Source organism: Telluria sp. AIW5, assembly GCF_056680575.1.
The window spans coordinates 4420661-4441838 of the sequence record NZ_CM155289.1 but is presented as its reverse complement, the minus strand read 5'-3'; the positions used below and the strand labels follow the sequence as shown (position 1 = coordinate 4441838).

Annotated in this window: 19 protein-coding genes; all 19 read right to left on the bottom strand. The window is 60.5% G+C overall.

The window, feature by feature from the left end; genetic code table 11:
* Positions 1–5: 5 nt before the first annotated feature.
* A complete protein-coding gene (locus AC1MEM_RS19605) occupies positions 6–611 on the bottom strand; it encodes a phosphatase PAP2 family protein (protein WP_499473340.1) in 606 nt (201 codons plus the stop codon).
* 9 nt (positions 612–620) lie between these two features.
* Positions 621–1211, bottom strand: a complete 591-nt coding sequence (locus AC1MEM_RS19600) for a sugar transferase (protein WP_499473338.1) — start codon at positions 1209–1211, stop codon at positions 621–623.
* Positions 1208–2389 carry a DegT/DnrJ/EryC1/StrS family aminotransferase gene (locus AC1MEM_RS19595; protein WP_499473336.1) on the bottom strand — a complete coding sequence of 394 codons (1182 nt, stop codon included), beginning with the start codon at positions 2387–2389 and terminating at the stop codon, positions 1208–1210. Before AC1MEM_RS19595 ends, AC1MEM_RS19600 begins: the two co-directional genes overlap by 4 nt.
* 49 nt (positions 2390–2438) lie before the next feature.
* Positions 2439–3620, bottom strand: a complete 1182-nt coding sequence (locus AC1MEM_RS19590; protein ID WP_499473334.1) for a glycosyltransferase family 4 protein — start codon at positions 3618–3620, stop codon at positions 2439–2441.
* Between the two features lie 224 nt (positions 3621–3844).
* Entirely contained in the window at positions 3845–4957 is a 1113-nt protein-coding gene (locus AC1MEM_RS19585; RefSeq protein ID WP_499473332.1) for a choice-of-anchor Q domain-containing protein, read from the bottom strand.
* 1124 nt (positions 4958–6081) lie between these two features.
* Positions 6082–7206: a right-handed parallel beta-helix repeat-containing protein gene (locus AC1MEM_RS19580; protein ID WP_499473330.1), complete on the bottom strand. Its 1125-nt coding sequence runs from the start codon at positions 7204–7206 to the stop codon at positions 6082–6084.
* A 32-nt stretch (positions 7207–7238) separates the two neighbouring features.
* Positions 7239–8492, bottom strand: coding sequence for an O-antigen ligase family protein (locus tag AC1MEM_RS19575; RefSeq protein WP_499473328.1), 1254 nt, complete (start codon positions 8490–8492; stop codon positions 7239–7241).
* Positions 8489–9919 (bottom strand): lipopolysaccharide biosynthesis protein, encoded by a 1431-nt coding sequence (locus AC1MEM_RS19570; RefSeq protein WP_499473326.1) that lies wholly within the window; start codon positions 9917–9919, stop codon positions 8489–8491. The genes AC1MEM_RS19575 and AC1MEM_RS19570 overlap by 4 nt, the downstream gene beginning before the upstream one ends.
* 165 nt (positions 9920–10084) lie before the next feature.
* A complete protein-coding gene (locus AC1MEM_RS19565) occupies positions 10085–10777 on the bottom strand; it encodes a hypothetical protein (RefSeq protein WP_499473324.1) in 693 nt (230 codons plus the stop codon).
* A 101-nt stretch (positions 10778–10878) separates the two neighbouring features.
* The gene (wecB, locus tag AC1MEM_RS19560) at positions 10879–11979 is read right to left on the bottom strand and encodes a non-hydrolyzing UDP-N-acetylglucosamine 2-epimerase (RefSeq protein WP_499473322.1); all 1101 of its coding nucleotides are present in this window, start codon (positions 11977–11979) and stop codon (positions 10879–10881) included.
* A gap of 44 nt (positions 11980–12023) precedes the next feature.
* Positions 12024–12875: a hypothetical protein gene (locus tag AC1MEM_RS19555; protein ID WP_499473320.1), complete on the bottom strand. Its 852-nt coding sequence runs from the start codon at positions 12873–12875 to the stop codon at positions 12024–12026.
* 1 nt (position 12876) lies between these two features.
* Complete coding sequence (locus tag AC1MEM_RS19550; protein WP_499473318.1) at positions 12877–13989, bottom strand: DegT/DnrJ/EryC1/StrS family aminotransferase; 1113 nt, start codon at positions 13987–13989, stop codon at positions 12877–12879.
* Positions 13990–14026: 37 nt separating this feature from the next.
* The gene (locus AC1MEM_RS19545) at positions 14027–14536 is read right to left on the bottom strand and encodes an acyltransferase (protein ID WP_499473316.1); all 510 of its coding nucleotides are present in this window, start codon (positions 14534–14536) and stop codon (positions 14027–14029) included.
* On the bottom strand, positions 14533–15594 hold the full coding sequence (locus tag AC1MEM_RS19540) for a Gfo/Idh/MocA family protein (RefSeq protein ID WP_499473314.1): 1062 nt from the start codon (positions 15592–15594) through the stop codon (positions 14533–14535). Before AC1MEM_RS19540 ends, AC1MEM_RS19545 begins: the two co-directional genes overlap by 4 nt.
* Positions 15594–16967: a UDP-glucose dehydrogenase family protein gene (locus AC1MEM_RS19535; protein WP_499473312.1), complete on the bottom strand. Its 1374-nt coding sequence runs from the start codon at positions 16965–16967 to the stop codon at positions 15594–15596. Before AC1MEM_RS19535 ends, AC1MEM_RS19540 begins: the two co-directional genes overlap by 1 nt.
* Before the next feature lie 205 nt (positions 16968–17172).
* Positions 17173–18339 carry a glycosyltransferase family 4 protein gene (locus AC1MEM_RS19530; RefSeq protein WP_499473310.1) on the bottom strand — a complete coding sequence of 389 codons (1167 nt, stop codon included), beginning with the start codon at positions 18337–18339 and terminating at the stop codon, positions 17173–17175.
* Entirely contained in the window at positions 18330–19448 is a 1119-nt protein-coding gene (locus AC1MEM_RS19525) for a DegT/DnrJ/EryC1/StrS family aminotransferase (RefSeq protein ID WP_499473309.1), read from the bottom strand. Before AC1MEM_RS19525 ends, AC1MEM_RS19530 begins: the two co-directional genes overlap by 10 nt.
* Before the next feature lie 6 nt (positions 19449–19454).
* Positions 19455–20102 carry an acyltransferase gene (locus tag AC1MEM_RS19520; protein ID WP_499473307.1) on the bottom strand — a complete coding sequence of 216 codons (648 nt, stop codon included), beginning with the start codon at positions 20100–20102 and terminating at the stop codon, positions 19455–19457.
* Between the two features lies 1 nt (position 20103).
* A complete protein-coding gene (locus AC1MEM_RS19515) occupies positions 20104–21165 on the bottom strand; it encodes a Gfo/Idh/MocA family protein (RefSeq protein WP_499473305.1) in 1062 nt (353 codons plus the stop codon).
* Positions 21166–21178: the final 13 nt, after the last annotated feature.

Below are 21178 nucleotides of genomic sequence, written 5' to 3'. Positions count from 1 at the left end.
GGTTTTTAACTGCCGGTGCACCATTGCACAGGAGGGGAATTACCTGAAATAAGTACGGCGGTACGGGCCATCAGGTAGCCGTATGGCACCTCATGCATGACCCAGGCTGCCGACGCGAATACCAGCATCGCGCACAGCACGCCAAGTGGCAGTGCGCGGGAGGCTGGCTGTCCACGTGCCATGTGGACAGCGCCGAGGCTCACGGCCGCGCCGGTGAACCAGCCGACCAGCGCTTCGGCCAGGCTGTGCTCGTTCTCGGCGACAAGGAGGATGACCATCAGGCCTCCCAGCGCCAGGCCAGCGACGATTCCGCCCGCCTGCGCACGCGCCCCGCGGGGCTGCAGGAGCAGGTAGAGCAGGGTGGGGAACACCGCGGTCACGCCAGTGGCGTGGCCGCTGATTGCCTTGAATTCGACGTCGTGCAAGCTCATTCCCCAAGCCATGAATGCGACTTTGCTGGCAGTGACCAGGCCGATGCCAAGTCCGAAAAGCAGGCTCCACCAGAACGCCATGCGCCACGCGCGCGCCGTCAGCAGCCAGGCGCTGATTCCCGCCGCAAGCGCCAGCGTCAGCTTGATGTCGCCCAGTTGCAGGAATGGGATCCAGGTCATCTGCGTTCCTCAGTGAATGATGGCTACCAGGGTGCCGAAGATGATCCGCAGGTCGGTCCAGAAGCTGCGTTCCTGGACATACCGGACGTAGTAGCCAATCTTGATGGGGAGAATCGTATCGAGGTAGGCCCGTTCAGCGTCCGGCGCTTGCCCGAGTATCTGGCTTTCCTCGCGATACAGGATCGAGGCCCAATCGGTGATGCCCGGCGCTACAGACAGAACGATCGCGCGGGCATCCGGTGGATAGCAAGCCATGTAGCGCGGTACCTCCGGTCGTGGACCGACCAGGCTCATTGTTCCCTGGAGCACGTTGATAAGTTGTGGTAATTCATCAATCTTGTATCGGCGCAGCAGGCTGCCCGCCCTGGTGATGCGGCAGTCAGCGCCGATCGTCAGCTCGAGCCCTGCGCCGGTTCGCGTGCTCATGGTGCGGAACTTGATGATGTTGAACGGCTTGCCGAAGCGGCCGACGCGCAGCTGGCGGAAAAATACCGGGCCTGTGGAGTCGACTTTGATCCAAAGGGCAACGAGCGCGAACAGAGGCGCCAGCAGCACCAGGCCCGCAGCCGCTGCAGCGATATCGAACAGGCGTTTGATCATGACAATATCGTCCGCACAGCCGCGATGACGCGGTCCTGATCCGCATCGCTCATTTTTGTATACAGGGGCAGCGTCAGCATGCGTTCAAAGCTGTCTTCGGCAACCGGAAACTGGCCCGGAGACAAGTTGCAAGTGTCGCGCCAGTAGGGATGGCGGTGCAGGGGAATAAAATGCACGCTGGTCCCGATGCCCCGCTCGGACAGGGCAGCGATGACCATGTCGCGGTCCAGCGCGGCATCATTGGTCAGCTGCACCGGATATAAATGCCAGGCATGGCTCGAGCCATCCGTTGCGTCCGGGGGCAGTTGTAGCGGCAAGCCCGCAAGGCCCGCAGCGTAGCCCCGTGCGAGCTGCTGGCGGCGCAGCAGGAAGCGGTCGAGCTTGCGCAACTGCTGGACGCCGATGGCAGCGGCGATGTCGGTCAGATTGTACTTGAACCCGGCCGCAATCACCTCGTAGAACCAGGCCGGCTTGGGCGAGGTATAGCGCGCGAACACGTCCTGCTTGATTCCGTGGATGCGCATCAGCCGTACCCGGGCCGCGAGTGCCGGATCGCGCGTGACCACCATGCCGCCTTCACCGGTGGTCATGGTTTTGTTGGCATAGAAGCTGAAGACCGTGATGTCGCTGTCCAGGGTGCCGACCAGCCTGCTTTTGTAGACCGTGGGGAGCGCATGCGCAGCGTCTTCGATCACGCGTAGACGATGCGCTGCCGCGAGCGCGAGAATCGCTTCCATGTCACATGCCAGGCCGGCGTAGTGCACCGGGATGACGGCCTTGGTGCGCGGCGTGATCGCAGCCTCGATTGCGGCCGCGTTCAGGTTGAGGGTGCCCGGCTCGACGTCGACGAGCACCGGTTGCGCGCCCAGGTAACGTACGACTTCGGCGGTAGCGGTGAAGGTCATGGTCGGGAGAATCACTTCGTCGCCGGGGCCAATGCCAAGCGCTTCGAGTGCCAGATGCAGTCCGGCGGTGGCCGAGTTGACGGACACCGTCTCGATGCCGCCGCCCAGGTAGGAAGCGAAATCCTGTTCGAACTGGCGCACTTTGGGGCCTGTCGTCACCCAGCCGGAACGCAGGCAGGCGACCACTTCGGCGATTTCTTCATCGCCGATGTCAGGTAGCGCGAAGGGGAGGAAGGGTCGGGTGTCGACAGGCGCTGCGAGCGGTTCGATCATGATGTCCTCATTTGAAAAACGGCTGCCTTCGGCGTGCCCTTGCCTTTTGTCAGGCACAGGCTTTCAAGAAGCGTTGTCCCAGCACCGGATAGGTGAGGTTGTCCAGGACGAACTTGCGACCCTGCAGACCCAGCGCCTCGCGCCGGTCCGGGTCTATGGCGCGCATGGCGCGGATGGCTTGTATGACGGCCGGCGCGTCCTCGGCCGTGACGGAGATACCGCATCCGGCCTCCGCCACCAGGTCATTGCCTGCCTCGACGGCGTACAGGACCGGGCGTGCGGCCATCATGTAGTCGATCAGCTTGTTGGGAGCAACGCCAAAACGAAACAGCGGCTGGCGTTGCAGCCCGATGTACGCCAGGTCGAAGCACGCGAGCAGCGCAGGCACATATTGTTTTGCGACCGGGTCCAGGAAACAGACATTGTCGAGGCCTTCATCGCGGGCGCGCTGCCTGAGCCTTTCTTTTTCGGGGCCGGCGCCGGCCAGTAGGAAGACAACCGGATCGTCGCGCATCAGTGCGGCGGCACCGAGCAAGGTGTCCAGCGCATTGGCGATGCCATGGCTGCCGGCGAAGCCGACGATGAAATGGCCGCGTTGGCGCAGTGCCGCCAACGTATCCGCTACCGCAGCCGGCAAGGGCGTGGGATGGCTGAGCCACTCGGACGGGTCGGTGCCGTTGGGGACGAGGTGCAGCTTGTGCGGCGCCATGCCATGCGCTTCCAGATGTTCGCGGACTTTGGGAAGGATGGACACCACTGCGTCGGCATGGCGGCAAGCGTAGTTCTCGGCCGCCTGCAAGAGCATGATGAAAGGGTGCCTGGTAGAGTAGCCGCCCAGCTCCATCGGCGACAGTGGCCACAGGTCGTGCACCTCGAACAGCAGGCGCGCACCAGACAGGCGAGCAATCCTGTGGGCTGGCCAGATGTCGAGCGGATAAGTGCTCGAGGCGATGACGGCATCAGGGCTGAACTCGCGCGCAAGGGCCGGCCCTTCGCGGTACAGGCGCGTGACGAATGCCGCCATGTTGAGTGCTCGGCCGGCGCCGTTGCCGTTATAGGCGGGTGTCTTGAACCAGGTGTATTCGATGCCGTCGATGACTTCGTCGACGCGCGACTGGCCCTGTGGATCGGGATTGCGTGTTCTTACGTGCGAGTGGGCCGATGCGACGATCCTCACCCGGTGACCCAAGCGCAGCCATTCGCGCGCCAGGTAGTAGGGGCGGTATTCCATGCCGTGTCGCACTGAACCTGCGTAATGATTGATTAGTAGAATGTTCACGCTGAGCCACTCGGTTCTATTCGGTCTTGCCTGTGTCAAGCGTGAAGGATATCAATCTAGTAAGTCGGCGCTTTGAACCGACGCAAAGAAGCTGAGCGCAAAAAAAACCCACGCGAAGCAGAGCTTGGCGTGGGTTGGGGAACTGGCGGGGACGATGTCCCCGGCCATTCGGACTATTAGTAGCTTTCGTAGGCGCCGATGTCGACCGCGCCGCCGCGTGGGCGGGCGATACCGTCGATATCGGTGGTCGGTGCCGAGGTCGCCGTGCCCTTGTTGATCGCTGGCGAAGTGCTCTTCAGGCGGTAGTTGCCTGCAGTGCCGCTAGCCTGGTAGCTGACGAATTGTGGATCGGCCGAAATCGTGCCGGTCGCGGTGCCGACCTTCATCGTCACTGCTTTTCCGTTGCCGTACACCAAGTTATTGGCGACGACGTTGCCGCTGCCAATGCACTTCTGGCCGGAAGCGCAGTACTGCAGGATGCCATTGGCCGGGTTCTTGTAGACGATATTGTTGATGATCTTGGTGTTGGTCAGGATCTTGCCGCCTGGGGAGTCGCCCACGCCTTCCACGATACCACCGCCCATGCTGCCGCCGCCATTGGCGAACGAGGTATTGTTCGCGACCAGGACTTTGTCCGCGGCATGCCACAGGTGGATGCCCCACGACGCACTACGGTAGACGATGTTGTTCAAAATGTTGCCGCGCAGGTTGGCGTGATAGATGCCATGCACTGCGTTGCACTTGCCCGGGACGCCGATATCGTGGACGACGTTGCCGATGATGTCACCATCCGAAGCCGTGTAGACAGCATTCATGATGCCCGCGCCGCCGGCGCCGGTACAGCCGCCGGAAACGGTGAGGTCGTGCACGTGGTTACCCTGCACGAGGGTGTACGAACCCTGGTTCAAGACACCCAGGCGGCCTGGACCGGTGATATCGAAACCGACGATGTCGGTGTAGTTGGCATTGTTGGTCCACATGCCCTGGGTGCCGCTACCGATGATCTTGGCGCCCCACTTGGTGTCGGACACATAGCGGATACGCGCGCTCGCAGTGCCATGCACTTTGGTCGTGACGTTTGCGCGGTAGGTGCCGGCGGCGACGTGCACCGTTGTCGAAGGCTTTGCCATGTTGGCAGCGCGCTGGATCGTTTTAAATGGCTTGGCCTGCGTGCCCGGGTTCGAATCCGAACCGGTGGTGGCAACGTAGAGGTTGTAGATCGACGGCGATGCTGCGGCAGCGGCCGAATTGGAAGCGAGCAGCTGGCTGGTAGCGTCTACCGGTGCCATGAGCGCTGGGTCAGCTTGGAATGCGGTGTATGCCTGTTCAAATCCAGCTGCGGAGACTTGTTGCATTACACCTGCGGTCAACAGGACCGTGGCGCTGCAGCACAACAGGGCGTGGATACGAACATTTGAAGCAAAAGTAACGACGTTTTTCATCTAAAAAATCCTAGTAACAGCGTGTGAATGAGTAAGCTTTGAGTGGCGGAAACTTCTTTAGTTCAATAGATTTTCGGAAAAATTTCTATGCAGTATCAAATTTCTAAATCTCTTGAACCTACCAACAACATGCAGGTGAGTAAGCTTTGAGTGGTAGAAAATTCCAAAGTTCAATAGATTCTCAGAATAATTTCCATGTAGTATCAAATCTCCAATGCTCTTTAACCGTGAGGATTACTTACGAGCGAGTAAGCTTTGAGTGGTAGAAAATTCCAAAGTTCAATAGATTTTGAGAAAAATTTCCATGTGGTATCAAATTTCTAAAAAGTTTTTCTTTTCAGAAATTAAACTATCGGCTGGGAATTTATAGTGCAATCGCGTGAGCGCGACGTGGCAGAGTCATTGACCGGGCCCCGCCGCACATCGGCGCCAGTGTCCACGCAAGCAAACCCGCGATAAAGTCCAGGTTCAACGAGGCTGAGGTCGATGACGTCGATGGCCGGGGATTTTCCTGCACGCGGGGTACTGCAATGCTGCGCGCCCATGCGACCTTGTCGGTGCGGAGAGCGGCCTCCAGTTCGGGGCGGCACAACTGGGCGGGATCGACGGCGAAGTACGCTTAAGGCGGACGTATCCGTGCCTATTGAGCGGATAATCGACGAGGGGATAGTGGTGGGCCGTGGCGGGAGGGTGGTTCCTGCCTCGCTGTGATCCGATTGGAGACTGCCGCGACCATGGCAATGGACGCAGTTCGGCCGCTGCCGATCCGGACGGCAAGAACGAATTACCTAGAGCCTATCCTGGTAGTCCGGTGAAGCTGATAGCGACATGCGCGTAGGGATGCATGGCAAGCGTCGGTAAGGGGCGAGGGGGCCGCATGGCTGCAACGAATTTGCCAAATGCGCGACGCGCTCCGCAGCCCCCGCTTGGCAGGCGCGCCAGCAGCGACTCCTGGCTACTGGGATAGGCTCTTACTGGCTTTCGTAGGCACCAATGTCGGGAGACACGCGCCGTGGGCGGGCGACATGCTCGATATCGGTAGGTGGTGCGAAACTCGCCAGTCCCTTCTCGACGCCTGGTGAGGTGTGCTTCAGGCGATAATTCCCATGGCCCGTGGCCTGATAATCAATGAACTGCGGATCCTCTGTGATCGTGCCGGTCGCTTCGCCCACCTTCATAGTCACGGCTGAGGCGCTGCCGTATACCAGGTTGTTGGCCACGATGTTGCCGCTTCCAATGCAGTTCTGGCCCGGGTAACAAAACTCGGTGATTCCCTTGGCCGGGTTGTTATAGACGATATTGTTGATCACCTTGGTATCGGTGAGAATTTTCCCGCCCGGGCTGTCGCCGACGCCGATCACGATGCCGCCGCCCATCCCGGCGGAGCCGTTCTCGAACACCGTATTATTGGCAACGATCACGTCGTCCGCGGCATGCCACAGGTGAATGCCCCACGCAGACGCACGGTACACGATGTTGTTGAAGATCCTGCTACGCAGGTTGGTCGCATAGATACCGTGGATGCCGATGCACGAACCCGGCACGCCGATGTCATGCACTACATTGCCAATGATGTCGCCGTCCGACGCGCTGTAGTCGGCGTTGTGGATCCCGGCGCCGCCGGCGCCGGTGCAGCCACCTGACACGGCCAGGTCGTGTACGTGGTTGCCTTGCATGAGCGTGTGGGATGCGAGGTTGAGGATGCCCAGGCGGCCGGTGCCCGAAATGTCGAAACCGATGATGTCGGTATAATTGGCGCTATTGGTCCACATGCCTTCGGTACCGCTGCCGACGATCCGCGCTCCCCATTTAGTATCGGATACGAAGCGGATACGCGCCGCGGGGGTGCCATGTACCGTGGACGACACGTTTTCCTGGTAAATACCCGGAGCGACGTGCACGGACGTACCCGGCTTTGCCAGGTCAGCGGCGTGCTGAATGGTGTGGAACGGCTCGGACTCGCTGCCCGGATTCGAATCCGAGCCGGAGGGTGCGACATACAGTCTGTACCCGACAGGCGGCTCGAGCGTGGTCTTGCCGACGCAAGCGGACGCGGCTGCAGCAATCAATACGCTGCCAATAATTGGTTTGTACACGTTAGTCCCTGTTATAGCGGAACAAAGGCGGCTTAACCTGGTCGGCGCCGCAGTCCCCGATACGCGTGCGGTGATAGGGACCGATCGGCGTCGGATACGCGCGCCTTGAGATGTTTTTTTCTGTGTTCGTAGCGCACATAAGCGCCCAGCGTGGCACCGATCAGCATGTCCGAGAAAAAATGCGACTTGACCAGCAATAAAATGGTGGCGCATTCCATTGCGAATGCGAGCGCAAAGTCCCCATTTTTTTTCCCCGAAAAATATCCGGTAATAATCATCCAGATGGACGGGACAATCATTAATGCGAGCAGGTAGATAAATCCGAGTATGCCGAGGTCGACCCAGGCCGACAATACATTGTGCGCATAATGGCCGGGCGCATAGCTGGCGTAATCGCCAAATATTGGATAGTTTGAAATGGTCTGTATTGCGTGTTCGTTTAAGTGATGTCGTGCGATGGCTGAAGTCGAATGCGACAAGTCAAACAACTCCAGTATTCTGTTATCCGGAATCTGGGCCAGTATCGGATCTATATTCATGGTGATCAGCGCCGCAATCGACGCCAAGACAATGGCAAACAGAACTTTCTGGCTGGCGAAGTAGAATTCGATGATAGGGATCGCGAATAGTAGCGCGACGAACTCGCTGCGCGCGGTGTTGAGAAACAGGGAGGCGGCGCCGACGGCATAAAGAGCGACGCGTAGTGGCAGCCTGTGCGTATAAGCGATTACACACAGAAAATTTATCAGGTAAGAGCGGGCCAGGCCCTGGTAGGTAGACAGGCTGCTCGGATCCAGGGCGAGGCCCATCGCATCCATGCGGAAAACACCATCGACGGAAAACCCGAAGATGACGCCGGACATTCCCAACAAGCACAACACAAGAGGGTAGCGAATCTCCGGGTGTGCGAAATCCATCATTTTGAACATGACGAAAGTGTTCGCCATATACAGTATTCCCAGCAGATGGGAGCCGACAATGGTCGGGTTCGCGCCGGTCACGGCGTTGACGGCCACTACGAGAAAGAAAAAAATCAGGAACACGCCGTAGAGCAGCTCACTTGGCAACACCCGGCCACGTTTTTGAATAAGTTGCTTGGTATAAATTATGGCGATCGGCAGCGCAAATGCCAGCGATACGGGGGCGAAATATCCCCCTAGGAACGCGCGTATCCGTCCCGTCCCCAACAGGAAGTGATAGAAAAAGAATCCCGGGAAAAGAGCCAGGTAAGCGATCGTCAGGATTGCGCGTTCAATCCGGGACTCGCGTGTAGTAAGCGTCGTCATGCGACCGCCGGGCGGTTCCGGGCGCACTGGTATGACATGTGCAGGTACACCAGGTAGAGCAGGCAATAACCGGTCGCATACCAAAGTACGCTTTGATGTAGCGACACGGGTGCCATGAACACGGTAATCGTCATCAGGAACAGTGCCACCTGCCAGAACAGTTCCTTCTTCTGCTTGCCTGCGACAAAAAAAACATAACTCAGGGGACTGGCAATGAAGTTCAGGAAGCACAGTGGGGCCAGGATGCGCGCCAGTTCTCCGGCCGGGCGCCAGGCCTGACCGAATATTGCGCCAAATAGTTGGGGCGAAAACAGCAACAGGATCAGCGATGGTCCAAGCGCCAGCAATGTCAGGGCTTTAAACGTGGCGCGATAGACCTCCTCGCAATTGCCGACAGTTTGGAAATCATGTACCGACTGGCGCTTGAATACTTCGAGCACCGAAGCCGCGAGCAAGGAAACCGGAGCAGCGACCACGCGCTGGGTCAGGGCGAACAGACCTGCGGCCAGCGCGCCGTGTTTAAGTCCAATCATAAACAGGGGCAACTGCCCGACCAGTGCGTTGAGCAGACTCGAAGGCAAGGAAAAGCGCCAGAACGCCTTGTGCTTCATGAGGTAGTTGCGTTGTTCGGTGTCGAGCCTGAATCCCACGCGTGCGGAAGGTGGTGACAGTAGCATCCGCGCCGCCCACAGTCCGGCGGCAAGACCGATCAGTTGGCCCCCTGGCAGTGCGGTCCCGCCCAGCCCCGTGGCGAGCAGCGCCAGCTGGCTCAGGGCGATTGTGCCAGCACCCAGCATCTTGGCTTTTGCTGCCTTTCCGAACTCGTTGTGCGAGGTTGCATAGGCGAGCGTGGTTTGGGTGTAGGCGGTGAGCCAGGTACCGACCCCGACCGTGAGCAGGCCGAACCAGGTGATGCCACGCAGCGCCGGCAGATCAAGGGCGTGGACCGCTATGGCGATCAGCGTTATCGCCAACGCCAGCAGGGTCGCGGAGTAAGCGACGACTCCGAAGCAGAGGCGCTGCTCGTGCTCTTCGTGATCGAGGATCATGGCGATATCGACGCGCAGGGTGGCACCGATCGCAGCCACCGTGATCACGCTCAGCCAGATACTGAAGGCGCCCATATCGGCCGGCGTACACATACGCGTGAGAAGCGGTGCTGCCAGCAAGGGCAAGGCTTGCGCGCCTGTCGCTCCGGCCAGAACGGTGGCGACGTTGCGCCAGAAATCGGGCCGCAGTGCGCTCATGAGCGTGCGTTCTCGAACGGCTTGGATATCGCCGTCGCGCAGTGTGGCGCCCGCGGCCGTGGGACGATCAGGTGTCAGAACGTCAAGGCGAACTGGTTCACCGCCGTGATGACCGCTTTTGCCGTCCGACGTCGAATGCATAGGCTTGGCAATTTTCTGGGAAGGGCGGAAAAACCGCATAAAAAATAATTCCTATCTCCATGCAAAACGACGTTCATCAGTTGGATTGTCAAAACGAAGGTTCATTATCACAAGGAGTTCTCATGATGGGTTTGATGATTCTTAAGGTCTAACTTATGCCGCCAGGGCGGTCATCGGGTCACGATGCTTCCTTGTCGAAGCCATTCATTTGAGGCTGTACTTGGCGCGGTAAGGCTGGAAACCGAGGGCCAGTTTGAATTGACGCAGCCCGGGCCCAGCGCCGAAAAATGTGTCGTACATGACGTAATTCAGGGCGCCTTCCTCGATCAGACCGCACACGATGTCCATCACCAGCAAGTGCATGATGCCGTCGTTGTTGCGGCAGCCAATCACATGCGAGAAAGCGCAGAAATCACCGTAGATACCCAGGTTTGCGTAAGCCATCAGTTTGCCACTGGCGTCGAACAAGCCGAAGTACTTGAAATGGGGCCAGTTTTCGAACTGAGTCACTTTCTGAAGATAGTGCTGCTCCATAGGGCGGCCCTGGCGGGTTTCCACTGAAGTATTAATTGCATGGATCTCTTCGATGAAATTGTTGCGCTCGATCTCGGAGACGACGTAGCCACGCGCCCGTGCGCGCTTGGCGTGGTAGGCACCGCGATTTTTGCCTTGAATCTTTTCCAGATAGCTGTCGCGGTCCGGGGTTGCGTGCAGGTCGATGAGTGCGGCGCCCACACTCTTGTTCTGGATGACGCGGTATTTCGGATGGGGCTTGGTGAAATAGCGGTACGCCTCCTGGATCCGTGAAGGATCGATGTGCGAATGGAAGCGCAGCAGAGCGACCGGCAGCCGGACTATCTCGACGACCGTGGAGAAGTGGCGGGCAAGTGATTCCATGGTGACAGGCCTTGCGAGAGGGTTGCGGCCGCGGTCTGATCGGTGGATCGGATACGACCAGGATGGCAATGGGTTGACTGGCAGGATCCAGGGCAGACCCGTCAATCCAGGTCCGAAACGAGCTGTTGAACGATGCGCCCGGCGGCGTCGCCCCGGCCGTAAGGGAGGATGTCATCCCCGCAGGTGCCGAGGCTGGCGCGTAGCGCCGCAAGGACCGTGGACGCATCGGTGGGTGGCGCAAGGCGGTTCCAGCCTCCCTCCACGAGCTCGGTCCATTCGGTCTCGTCGCGCAAGGTGACGCAGGGCACGTGGTAGAAAAAGGCTTCTTTCTGGATACCGCCCGAATCAGTGGCGATCAGGGCAGCGTGCTTTTCGAGATAGACCATGTCCAGGTAACCCAGCGGATCGAGCAAGGTCATGGTGCGTGCCAGGGTTTCCAGTTGCCTTTGCCTGGCAAGCACGGCGCGGGTACGTGGGTGCAGGGGCCAGATCACTGGCGTATCCCTGGCAAAGGCTGTCAGGGCATCGACGATGACGCCCAGACGCGCCGGATTGTCGGTATTTTCGGCCCGGTGAATCGTGACCAGGCAGTATGGTTGCCGCCGCAACACCGGGTCCAGCTTGCGCACGGCGTCGCTGGCGCTGGCGCGTGCCCCATAGCGCAGCGCGACATCGAACATCACATCGCCAACCTGGTGAATGCGTGCGCTCGCAACGCCTTCTCGCAACAAATGCTGGTCCGCCGCATCCGTCGGCGTGAACAGCCATTCCGACATCCGGTCAGTCAGTATCCGATTAATCTCTTCCGGCATCGCCATGTTGAAAGACCGCAATCCGGCTTCTACGTGGGCCACCGGGATATGCAATTTGGCTGCGGCCAGCGCGCCTGCCAGCGTCGAGTTGGTGTCGCCATACACGAGGACCGCGTCGGGCCTTTCCGCCAGTACCACCTTTTCGATATCGATCAGCATGCGACCCGTCATCTCCCCATGTCCGCAGCCATGGATCGCCAGTTGGTAGATGGGCTTGTCCATGCCGAGTTCGGGAAAGAACACATCGGACATATTGGCGTCGAAATGCTGGCCCGTGTGGACCACGATTTCGGTCAGCTGGGGGCAGGCTGCGATGGCGGCCGACACCGCGCTGGCTTTGATGAATTGAGGGCGTGCCCCGATAATCGTCAGGATCTTCCTAGGAGTCATAGATCACCAATACTCAGTACTGTTCAGGTCCGAATGACATGCGCTTACCAGGTCAAGCCCTCGTAGAAGCGCACCAGGTTGCTTTTGGTGTTTTCCTTCCAGTTGGTCGCGTATTGCCTGGGATGGGTCAGCAGATAGACCCGGCTGTGGCGGCGAATGGCGTCGAGCGGCGAAGTCGGGTGATAGTATTGCGGCGGCGGACGGTCCGAAATGTACACCCCAAAGTGTCCGATCACATCCTCGTCATAGGCTTCGCACTCGATGCCGCAGTCGCGGCGTAGCGCCGGGCAGCGCAAGATTTCCGTGTTGGCCAGCTTGAGGCGGCGATTTGCGAAATCTCCATGGCTGGCAACCGTCACCATTTTGCGTCCAAGCTGGCGCTCGAGTACCTGGAAGTTCCGGAGGAAGTGGTCGCGGATCTCCGGGAGCCGTTCGCGCAGTCTGGCGGGATCCTTGATGTTGTGTTTCTTCGCAAACGTCGCGAGTTCCTCATAGTGATAGCTCGCCTCGCTGCCATAATCTTCGATCTCGTTCATCAGGTCGACATCCAGAGTGCACAGCCTGAAGTAGTAGCTTGACTTGACGTTGTACTTTTTTTCGATCTCGAACAGCCGTCGCGCGGTACGCACGTCGGTGTCGACGTCGTGCCGGTGCAGGATGATTTTGTCGGCCGGCGCGGGCCGCGTTTTCAGCGACTTCGAAAAGTCGCGCAGCGACGTCTGGGTATAGCCGGCACTGCATGCCGCCTGGACGATTCGCTCGTGCTCGTCCAGGCGCGACGGCATCATGTAATCGCTGTAAATCCTGTCCAAAATTGTTTTCATCGTCGCGAGACTTGTTCGGGTTGATGGCAATTTCTTTTGCGGTCCGGCGTACGGGTCGGTGTCAGCTTGCATATCATTGGACCTGGCTGAACTGCGTGATGGCGTTGACGACGTGCTGCTGTTGCGCGTCCGTCATTTCGGGAAACAAGGGCAGCGACAGGATCGTCGACTGATTGGCATACGCGTTGGGAAACTCATGGTGTGCATGCTTGTAATGGCGATACGCGGGCAGGAATGGCAGCGCAACCGGATAATTCACAACCGTTTGTATGTTCGCTGCCTGCAGGTGGGCGGCCAGGCCGGCGCGCTCCGGATGGCGCACCACGTACAGGTGATAGACGTGTTCGCGTTCCTCGATTGACGGCGGCAGCATCAGCGCCTCGACCCTGGCCAGGGCCGCGCTGTAGCCTGCGGCCCATTGCTGCCGCGCACGCGTCCAGGCCCGAAGATGGGGTAGCTTGGCACAAAGAATCGCGGCCTGCAGGCCGTCGAGCCGACTATTGATGCCTTCGATCTGGTGGTCGCCCTTGAACAGGCCGCCATGCCGTGCGAACATCGCCATGCGCTCGGCGAGGCGCGCATCGGCGGTCACGATGGCTCCCGCATCGCCCATCGCTCCAAGGTTCTTTCCCGGATAAAACGAGAACGTCGCGGCGTTGCCGAACGTCCCCACGGTACGACCTTTGTATTTTGCCAGGTGCGCCTGGGCACAGTCTTCGATCACCCACAGATGATGCTTGCGCGCGATGGCCATGATCGCGTCCATGTCGGCCGGTTGGCCGTAGAGGTGGACCGGGATGATGCCCACGGTGCGCGGCGTGATCTTTGCTTCGATCTGGGCTGGATCGATTGTGAAGGTGTCGCGATCGGTATCGCAAAACACCACCTTGCCGCCGGCCTGGGTGACCGATTCCGAAGTCGAAATCCAGGAATGCGCCGATGTAATAACCTCCATTCCCGGCTCGACCCCGAGCGCGTGCAGCGCAATGTACAGTGCGTCAGTACCGTTGGCGCAGGAGACGCAGTGCGCGATGTCGAGTGCGCTGGCGAACTCGCTTTCGAAACGCTCGACATGCGGGCCGCGTATATAGGCCGACTCTGCGATGACAGTAGCGATGGCGGCGTCGATTTCATCCTTGATGGACAGGTACTGTGCATGCAGGTCAGCGAAGGGAACGGTAGGCATGGTGTCGGCAGGTCAGTGGTTGTAGGAGCGATGGCAATTACGTCTGCGCTGGCAATGGGCGGATCAGGCGTGCGGGGTTGCCGGCGTAGATCCCGGGTTCCAGGATGTCCCTGGTGACGACCGCACCGGCACCGATGACGGCCCCGTCACAGATATGGACCGGCATGACGGTGGCATTCGAGCCGATCGATACGGCGCGGCCGACATGCGTGGCGCGCCATAAATGCTGCTGGCCACCAGCAGGCCCACCGCTGGCGAAGGTGTCGTTGATGAACATGACACCATGCCCGATGAAACAGTCCTCGCCGATGCTTACCAGGGAGCAAACGAAGGTATGCGATTGCACCTTGGTACGCGCACCGATCAATACATTGGACTGGATCTCGACAAACGGTCCGATGAAACAATCGTCGCCGATTCCACAGCCGTACAGGTTGACGGGGCCCACGACCTTGACGCGGTGGCCGAACGACACGTCCCGGGTACCCGCCTGAAGCAGGGTAGGCACATGCGCCGCAGGCACCGCAGCTGCGTCGAGCGGATTCATGCAACTTCTCCGAGGCGGCAGCGTTTGGGCCGAAAGTGCAACGGTACTTCGCGGCCGGTTTCGATTGACTCGTAGAGCGCGCTGATTAACTCCAGGCTGCGCCGCCCGACCAGGCCGTCGACCAGCGCGGGGCTGCCGTCGAGCAGGCAGGCGGCGACGTGTTCGTAATAGGCCTGATGACCGAAGCCATACACGTTCGGGGGATTGACCGAGAAATTCTCGACGACGTCGGCATCCTCCAGGGTCGGCTTGGCAAATTGCCACGAGCGGATCTTGTTGACCGAAAAGCCGGCGATCTCGACCGAGCCGTGCTCGCCCATCACCGACAAGGATCCCTCCAGGTCGCGGGGACGCACGGCGGTCGTCGCTTCGATAATGCCCAGCGAACCATTGCGAAACTTCAGCGTCGCCACGGCGGTGTCTTCGGTCTCGATACGGGCCAGCGCCGTCGAGGAACGGGCATGGACTGAATCGGCTTCGCCCATCATCCATTCGAGCAGGTCGATGTGGTGGCTGGCCTGGTTGGTCAACACGCCGCCGTCGAGCTGCCAGGTCCCGCGCCATGCGTCATGGTCGTAATAAGACTGCTCGCGGCACCAGCGCACCCGGACGGTCCCCAGGATCAGGCGCCCGAACCTGCCCGCGTCGAGGGCTTCCCTGAGCTTGACGACCGGCAGGTTGAAGCGGTTCTGCTTGACGACAAAGAGCTTGACGCCGGCATCGTCGCAGGCACGGATCATCGCATCGGCATCTTCCAGGCGCAGGGCCATCGGCTTTTCGACGACCACATGCTTGCCGGCCCTGGCTGCCGCGATGGCATGCTCGGCATGCATGCCGCTCGGTGTGAGGACGGCCACGAGGTGGATCCCCGGGGCATTCAGGAGTTCGTCGATATGCTGGAACGCCGGCACGTTGAACTCATGGCCGTAAAGCTGGGCGCGTTCCGGCACGACGTCGCAAACGGCGCCGAGACGCAAGTTGGCGACCTGGCGGTTCCCGAGCAATTCGATATGACGTTTTGCGATACGGCCGCAACCGAGTATTCCGACGTTGATCATTACATTGCTCCCGTATTCAAGAAACTGTTGCCGGCGGCTCGGCCGGCGCTATGGGGGCGCCCGACCGAGTAATAATCGAATCCCGTTTCACGCAGCCATTTAGGTTCATACAGATTGCGCCCGTCAAAAATCACCGGCGTGTTCAGCTTGCGCATCATCAAGCTGAAATCCGGACTGCGGAACTCTTTCCATTCGGTGACAATAATCAGGGCATCGGCGCCTTCCAGCACCTCATACATATTGGTGCCGAACTGAATGCGCGGCGAATCTGGAAAGATCTTGCGCGCCTCGTCGATCGCGATTGGATCGAACACCTGGATGTTTGCGCCCTCCGCCAGCAAGCCGTTAATAATGGCGATGCTGGGTGCTTCCCGCATATCGTCGGTGTTCGGCTTGAACGACAGCCCCCATATTGCGAAGTTCATTCCGGCCAGGCTCTGGCGGAAATGGCGCCTGACTTTTTCGACCAGCAGCAGCTTTTGTGCGCTGTTGGCAGCCTGGGCTGCGTCGATGACCAGCATCGGGCTGCCATGTTCGGCTGCTGTCTTGCGCAAGGCGCTGACATCTTTCGGGAAGCAGGAGCCGCCGTAGCCGCACCCGGGATACAGGAAATGATGTCCGATGCGTGGATCGGCGCCCATTCCCTGGCGTACCTGTTCGATGTCGACGTCGAGTTTTTCAGCCAGGTTCGCCAATTCATTCATGAACGAAATGCGCGTTGCCAGCATCGCGTTCGACGCGTATTTGGTCAATTCGGCCGACTGGATATCCATCACGATCATGCGCTCGTGGTTGCGCTGGAACGGCTGGTACAGGTGGCGCATCGTCTCGGTGGCGTGTGCATCGTCGACGCCAATGATGATGCGGTCCGGGCGCATGAAGTCCTCGATCGCCGTGCCTTCCTTCAGAAACTCCGGATTCGATACGACACCGAACGCGAGGTCGAGGCTGCGCCTGGCGAGTTCCTGGCTAACGGCTTTCCTGACTCTCTCGGCGGTTCCGACCGGAACCGTCGATTTATTGACAATCACCTTGTAGCTGTTCATATGGGCACCGATGTTGCGCGCGGCGGCCAGCACGTGTTGCAGGTCGGCCGAGCCGTCCTCATCGGGCGGGGTGCCGACTGCAATGAACTGCACATCGCCAAAGGCGACCGCAGCGGCAACATCGCTTCCAAATTGCAGGCGGCCCGCCGCCATATTGCGTCGGACAATATTTTCGAGGCCCGGCTCGTAAATCGGAATGTGCGATGCATTCAGCAAGTCGATCTTTTGCTGGTCGATGTCGAGGCAATAAACCTGATTGCCGACTTCAGCCAGGCAAGCGCCGGTCACCAGACCGACATAACCAGTTCCGACCACGGTGATTTTCATGATAGGCGTAAGTGAGTCATTAATTTATTAGCAGGCGCGCTGCGAGACTGGATTGCAGCTACCGTTATCGCCTGGCCGGTGTTTAGACAATGTTTTTAACAAAACAATATTGTCCTGTTGTTATCATGGCGGCAAAGTGCTGGTACAGTTTTGAGGGATCGCAACGGGAATAACGCTTATGGATAAGCCCGCCCGCGTCCGGTATCTATGCTGCGCGCTTGCCTGTTTCACGGCGCATGATTGCGCTGTAAAACTCCGTCAGTTTTTCTGCCTCGGCGTCCCAGTTATATCGATCGTGTACCGCCTTTCTCCCGTTTTCCCCCATCTCCTGCGCGAGATCGCGGTGGGCGACGAGATGGTCGATCGCGGCCGCGATGGCGGCGGGATCGAAAGGATCGACGCAGATGCCGCACCGGTTGCCCTCGATGATGGCGCGCCAGGACGGGATATTCGATGCGATAACGGGAATGCCAGCTGCCATGTATTCGAACATCTTGATCGGTTGCCCATACAAGAAATTGCCGATCGGGTGAGACGTCACGAGGCCAGCCACCGAGCGGCCCAATACCGCGCGCACACTGGCGCGGTCGAGAAAGCCGAGTTCATTGACCCGGTTCCAGCCGGGTTCGGCCTTGACGCTTGCCTCCAGTGCGGGCTCGGTGAATTGTCCCGCCAGGTTCAGACGCGTCCCCGAACGCAGCAATGCGCAGGCGCGCACGATTTCACGTGCGCCGCGGATGGTGTCGATGCCGCCGACGAAGCAGACCTCATCTCGTTTTGCGCTCCAGTCGCCTGGTGCATCCAGCTCCCCTGCGAGCGGAAAGTTACTGACGTCGATGGTGTATGGGTTCATATGCCGGAACTTGTCACGGATAAACGGTGTCGCGCCGATGATGCCGTCCAACCTGGGACAGGCGAACCGTTCATAAGAAGCGAACACGCTGGACAGCAGGCGCAACGCGGCAGGATTAAGGTAGGGCTTGTCGAGCAGTTGCTGGGGGACGTCTTCGTGCGAGTCGAAGACTACCTTCTTTCCCATGCGCTTCAGGCGCAGGCCGAAAGGGATCAATTCCGGATCGTGCAGGTGGTAAATCTGGGCGTCCAGCGCGGAGGCTGTCCGGAACACCCGTCGGGTGCTGCGCAGGATGCGGTTCATGCGGCCCGGCAGCCGGCCGACGTCGGCGATCGCAACGCCGTCCCTGGCGTCATTGCCCTTGCCGTCGGCCACCACCAGTGTCACGTCGTAGCCATGCGCTGCCAGCGTACGGCATTGTTTGATGAAAATGCGCGTATCGTGGCGTGGGTGGACCGAGGTCAGGTGGGCGACCCGACACGGGGCGGCGCTGTGGTCCGATGCGCTGGCTATTGACATGGTGCAGCTTCCGGAAGTGCCACGCCCGCAGCCGCGAGCAGCGTGGTGGCCACGCGGCTGGCGTCGGCGGACGACAGGTAGGGGCCGAATGGCAGGCTCATCACCTTTCTTGCCATCTCGAGCGCGACCGGGCAGCTGTCCGCACTGCCCAGGTGGGCATAGGCGGGCTGCACGTGGATCGGTACCGGATAGTGGACGGCGGTCGGGATCCCGGTCGCCTGCAGCAGCGCCTGCACCCGTTCGCGTTCCTCGAGCACGACCGTATATTGGGCATGTACGCTGGTGCAGTTGCGGCTGCGGCCGACCAGGCCGAGGCGGCCCGACAGCAGCGCGTCGTAGTGTGCCGCCACCCTGGCGCGCTCGCCCAGCTCCCAGTCGAAGCGATCGAGCTTCGCCAGGACGACGGCGCACTGAAGCGTGTCCATCCGGCCACCAACGCCGACCCGGGTATGCACATAGCGGCGCGACTGGCCGTGCACCCGGATTTCGCGCGCCGCGGCGGCAAGCGCATCGTCGCTGGTGAACAGCGCGCCACCGTCGCCGTAACATCCGAGCGGCTTGCTGGGGAAGAAGCTGGTACAGCCGATCGTCGACAGGTTGCAGCTTTTCCTGCCTTGGTAGGTGGCGCCGAAGCTCTGGGCCGCGTCCTCGATCACTGCCAGCCCGTGGCGCCGTGCGATCGCGTTGATCGCTTCCATGTCGGCCGGCTGGCCGTACAGGGAGACCGGCATGATCGCCCTGGTGCGTGGCGTGATGGCGGCTTCGATCAGCCCCGGCGCGATATTGCAGCTGGCCGGATCGATGTCGACGAACACCGGCCTGGCGCCGACCAGCACGATGGCCTCGGCAGTGGCGATGAACGAAAAGGGCGTGGTGACAACCTCGTCGCCCGGTCCGATACCAAGCGCCATCAAGGAGATGATCAGCGCCTCGGTGCCGGACGCGACGGTGATGCAATGGCGCGCGCCGGTGTAGGCCGCCAGCCGTGCCTCCAGTTCCGCCACCTCCGGCCCCATGATGTACTGCCCATGGTCGAGTACTGCCTGGATGCGCTGGTCGATCAGCGCGCGCGCATGCTGATATTGCGATTTGAGGTCGATGAATTCCATGGTTGCTTACTCGGTCCGGTCGGTTCTGGTTAAGGGCTGGCTAGGGGCAAGTGCGGGGTGGGCGGGGAGCAGAGTGCAGGCGCCGTCCTGCAACACGTAGGCATCGCCTGTGTGGGGACAGAGCGCCTCGCCGCTGCCGTCGCGCGGCAGCGGCAGGCGTTCGCCGAAGCGGCTCATCCAGCCGATCCTGCGTGCCGGAACACCTGCCATCAATGCAAATGCCGGGACGTCGCGGGTGACCACCGCGCCGGCGCCGATGAAGGCGTATTCGCCGACCGTCACGCCACAGACGATGGTGGTGTTGGCGCCGATGGTCGCCCCGCGGCGCACCAGCGTGCGCCGGTATTCGTTCTTGCGCTCTACCGCCGCGCGCGGATTGTGGACATTGGTGAAGACCATGCTGGGGCCGCAAAAAACATCGTCTTCGAGCGTGACAGCGTCATAGACGGACACGTTGTTCTGGATCTTGACGCGGTCGCCAATCTGCACGTCGTTGCCTACGAAAACGTTCTGGCCGAGCGAGCAGGCGGCGCCGATGCGCGCGCCGCCGCAGACGTGGGCGAAGTGCCAGACCCGTGTGCCGGGACCCAGCGTCGCGCCGGCGTCGACGATGGCGCTTGCATGAACCGGTGACTCCAGGGCATGCCGGTCCATCTCAGTACTCCAGCGGCAGGGCGACGCGCTTGCCGTCGCGCGCGGACATGTAGGCGGCGACCAGCACTTCGAGCGATTTGAGCCCTTCGCGGCCATCGGTTTCGGGCTCGGCCTCGCCACCCAGCACCTTGATGACGTTGTCGTAGTAGAGCGGGTGGCCAAAGCCGTAGACCGAAGTGGTCTGGTAGCTGGCATCGCGCACCAGGACGTCGTCCGGGTCGGGCTGGGCGAATTCCCACTGCTGCACCTCGTTGACGGCCACGCCGCCGATGCGCACAGTGCCGTGCTCGCCCAGGATCGTGATCGAGCCTTCCATGTTGCGCGGGTAGGTCAGCATGGTGACGTTCATCGAGCCGAGCGCGCCGTTGCGCCAGCGTAGGCTGATGACGCCCGTATCCTCGACCTCGATATTGCGCGCCAGCGTGGCCGTGTACGCCTGCAGGCTTTCGACCGGACCGACGATCCAGTCGATCAGGTCGACATAGTGGCTGGCCTGGTTCATGAAGGCGCCGCCGTCGAATTCCCAGGTGCCGCGCCACTTGGCGCTGTTGTAGTACTCGTCGGGGCGGGTCCAGAATACGTTCAGGTTGACCATGTAGATGCGGCCAAAACGTTTTTTCTCGACCGCGCTCTTGAGCAGTTGCAGGGTCGCGTTGCGGCGGTTCTGCTTGACCACGAACAGGCGCACGCCCGCGGCATCGGCGGCCGCGACCATGCGCTTGCCGTCTTCCCAGCGCGTGGCCATCGGCTTTTCGGTAATGACGTGGCGCCCTGCGCGTGCGATCTTGACGGCTTGCTCCGGATGCAGGCCGGAGGGCGTGGTAACGATGAAGGCATCGGCGTTGCAGCGGGCCAGCATCTCGTCGAGCGTGGCATAGGTCTCGGCGCCGGTCTTGTCGGCAGCCTGGGCCATAGCACGTGGATCGATGTCACACACGCCGACCAATTCGCAGCGGTCGCGGTGCTGGCGGATGGCGCCGAAATGGTTATTGGCAATACGGCCGCAGCCCACGAGGGCGAAGCGGATCTTGCGGTCGACGATGGCGGGGGGATAGTTGCGCATGATCTTCTCCGGT

What these genes read in the sequence shown, in the direction of transcription:
- AC1MEM_RS19545 (WP_499473316.1), bottom strand. Translation starts at nt 14,536, where the DNA reads ATGAATCCGCTCGACGCAGCTGCGGTGCCTGCGGCGCATGTGCCTACC.
- AC1MEM_RS19570 (WP_499473326.1), bottom strand. Translation starts at nt 9,919, where the DNA reads ATGCGGTTTTTCCGCCCTTCCCAGAAAATTGCCAAGCCTATGCATTCG.
- AC1MEM_RS19555 (WP_499473320.1), bottom strand. Translation starts at nt 12,875, where the DNA reads ATGCAAGCTGACACCGACCCGTACGCCGGACCGCAAAAGAAATTGCCA.
- AC1MEM_RS19535 (WP_499473312.1), bottom strand. Translation starts at nt 16,967, where the DNA reads ATGAAAATCACCGTGGTCGGAACTGGTTATGTCGGTCTGGTGACCGGC.
- AC1MEM_RS19540 (WP_499473314.1), bottom strand. Translation starts at nt 15,594, where the DNA reads ATGATCAACGTCGGAATACTCGGTTGCGGCCGTATCGCAAAACGTCAT.
- AC1MEM_RS19530 (WP_499473310.1), bottom strand. Translation starts at nt 18,339, where the DNA reads ATGTCAATAGCCAGCGCATCGGACCACAGCGCCGCCCCGTGTCGGGTC.
- AC1MEM_RS19520 (WP_499473307.1), bottom strand. Translation starts at nt 20,102, where the DNA reads ATGGACCGGCATGCCCTGGAGTCACCGGTTCATGCAAGCGCCATCGTC.
- AC1MEM_RS19585 (WP_499473332.1), bottom strand. Translation starts at nt 4,957, where the DNA reads ATGGCACCGGTAGACGCTACCAGCCAGCTGCTCGCTTCCAATTCGGCC.
- AC1MEM_RS19590 (WP_499473334.1), bottom strand. Translation starts at nt 3,620, where the DNA reads ATGGAATACCGCCCCTACTACCTGGCGCGCGAATGGCTGCGCTTGGGT.
- AC1MEM_RS19525 (WP_499473309.1), bottom strand. Translation starts at nt 19,448, where the DNA reads ATGGAATTCATCGACCTCAAATCGCAATATCAGCATGCGCGCGCGCTG.
- AC1MEM_RS19515 (WP_499473305.1), bottom strand. Translation starts at nt 21,165, where the DNA reads ATGCGCAACTATCCCCCCGCCATCGTCGACCGCAAGATCCGCTTCGCC.
- AC1MEM_RS19575 (WP_499473328.1), bottom strand. Translation starts at nt 8,492, where the DNA reads ATGACGACGCTTACTACACGCGAGTCCCGGATTGAACGCGCAATCCTG.
- wecB (WP_499473322.1), bottom strand. Translation starts at nt 11,979, where the DNA reads ATGACTCCTAGGAAGATCCTGACGATTATCGGGGCACGCCCTCAATTC.
- AC1MEM_RS19550 (WP_499473318.1), bottom strand. Translation starts at nt 13,989, where the DNA reads ATGCCTACCGTTCCCTTCGCTGACCTGCATGCACAGTACCTGTCCATC.
- AC1MEM_RS19600 (WP_499473338.1), bottom strand. Translation starts at nt 1,211, where the DNA reads ATGATCAAACGCCTGTTCGATATCGCTGCAGCGGCTGCGGGCCTGGTG.
- AC1MEM_RS19595 (WP_499473336.1), bottom strand. Translation starts at nt 2,389, where the DNA reads ATGATCGAACCGCTCGCAGCGCCTGTCGACACCCGACCCTTCCTCCCC.
- AC1MEM_RS19565 (WP_499473324.1), bottom strand. Translation starts at nt 10,777, where the DNA reads ATGGAATCACTTGCCCGCCACTTCTCCACGGTCGTCGAGATAGTCCGG.
- AC1MEM_RS19605 (WP_499473340.1), bottom strand. Translation starts at nt 611, where the DNA reads ATGACCTGGATCCCATTCCTGCAACTGGGCGACATCAAGCTGACGCTG.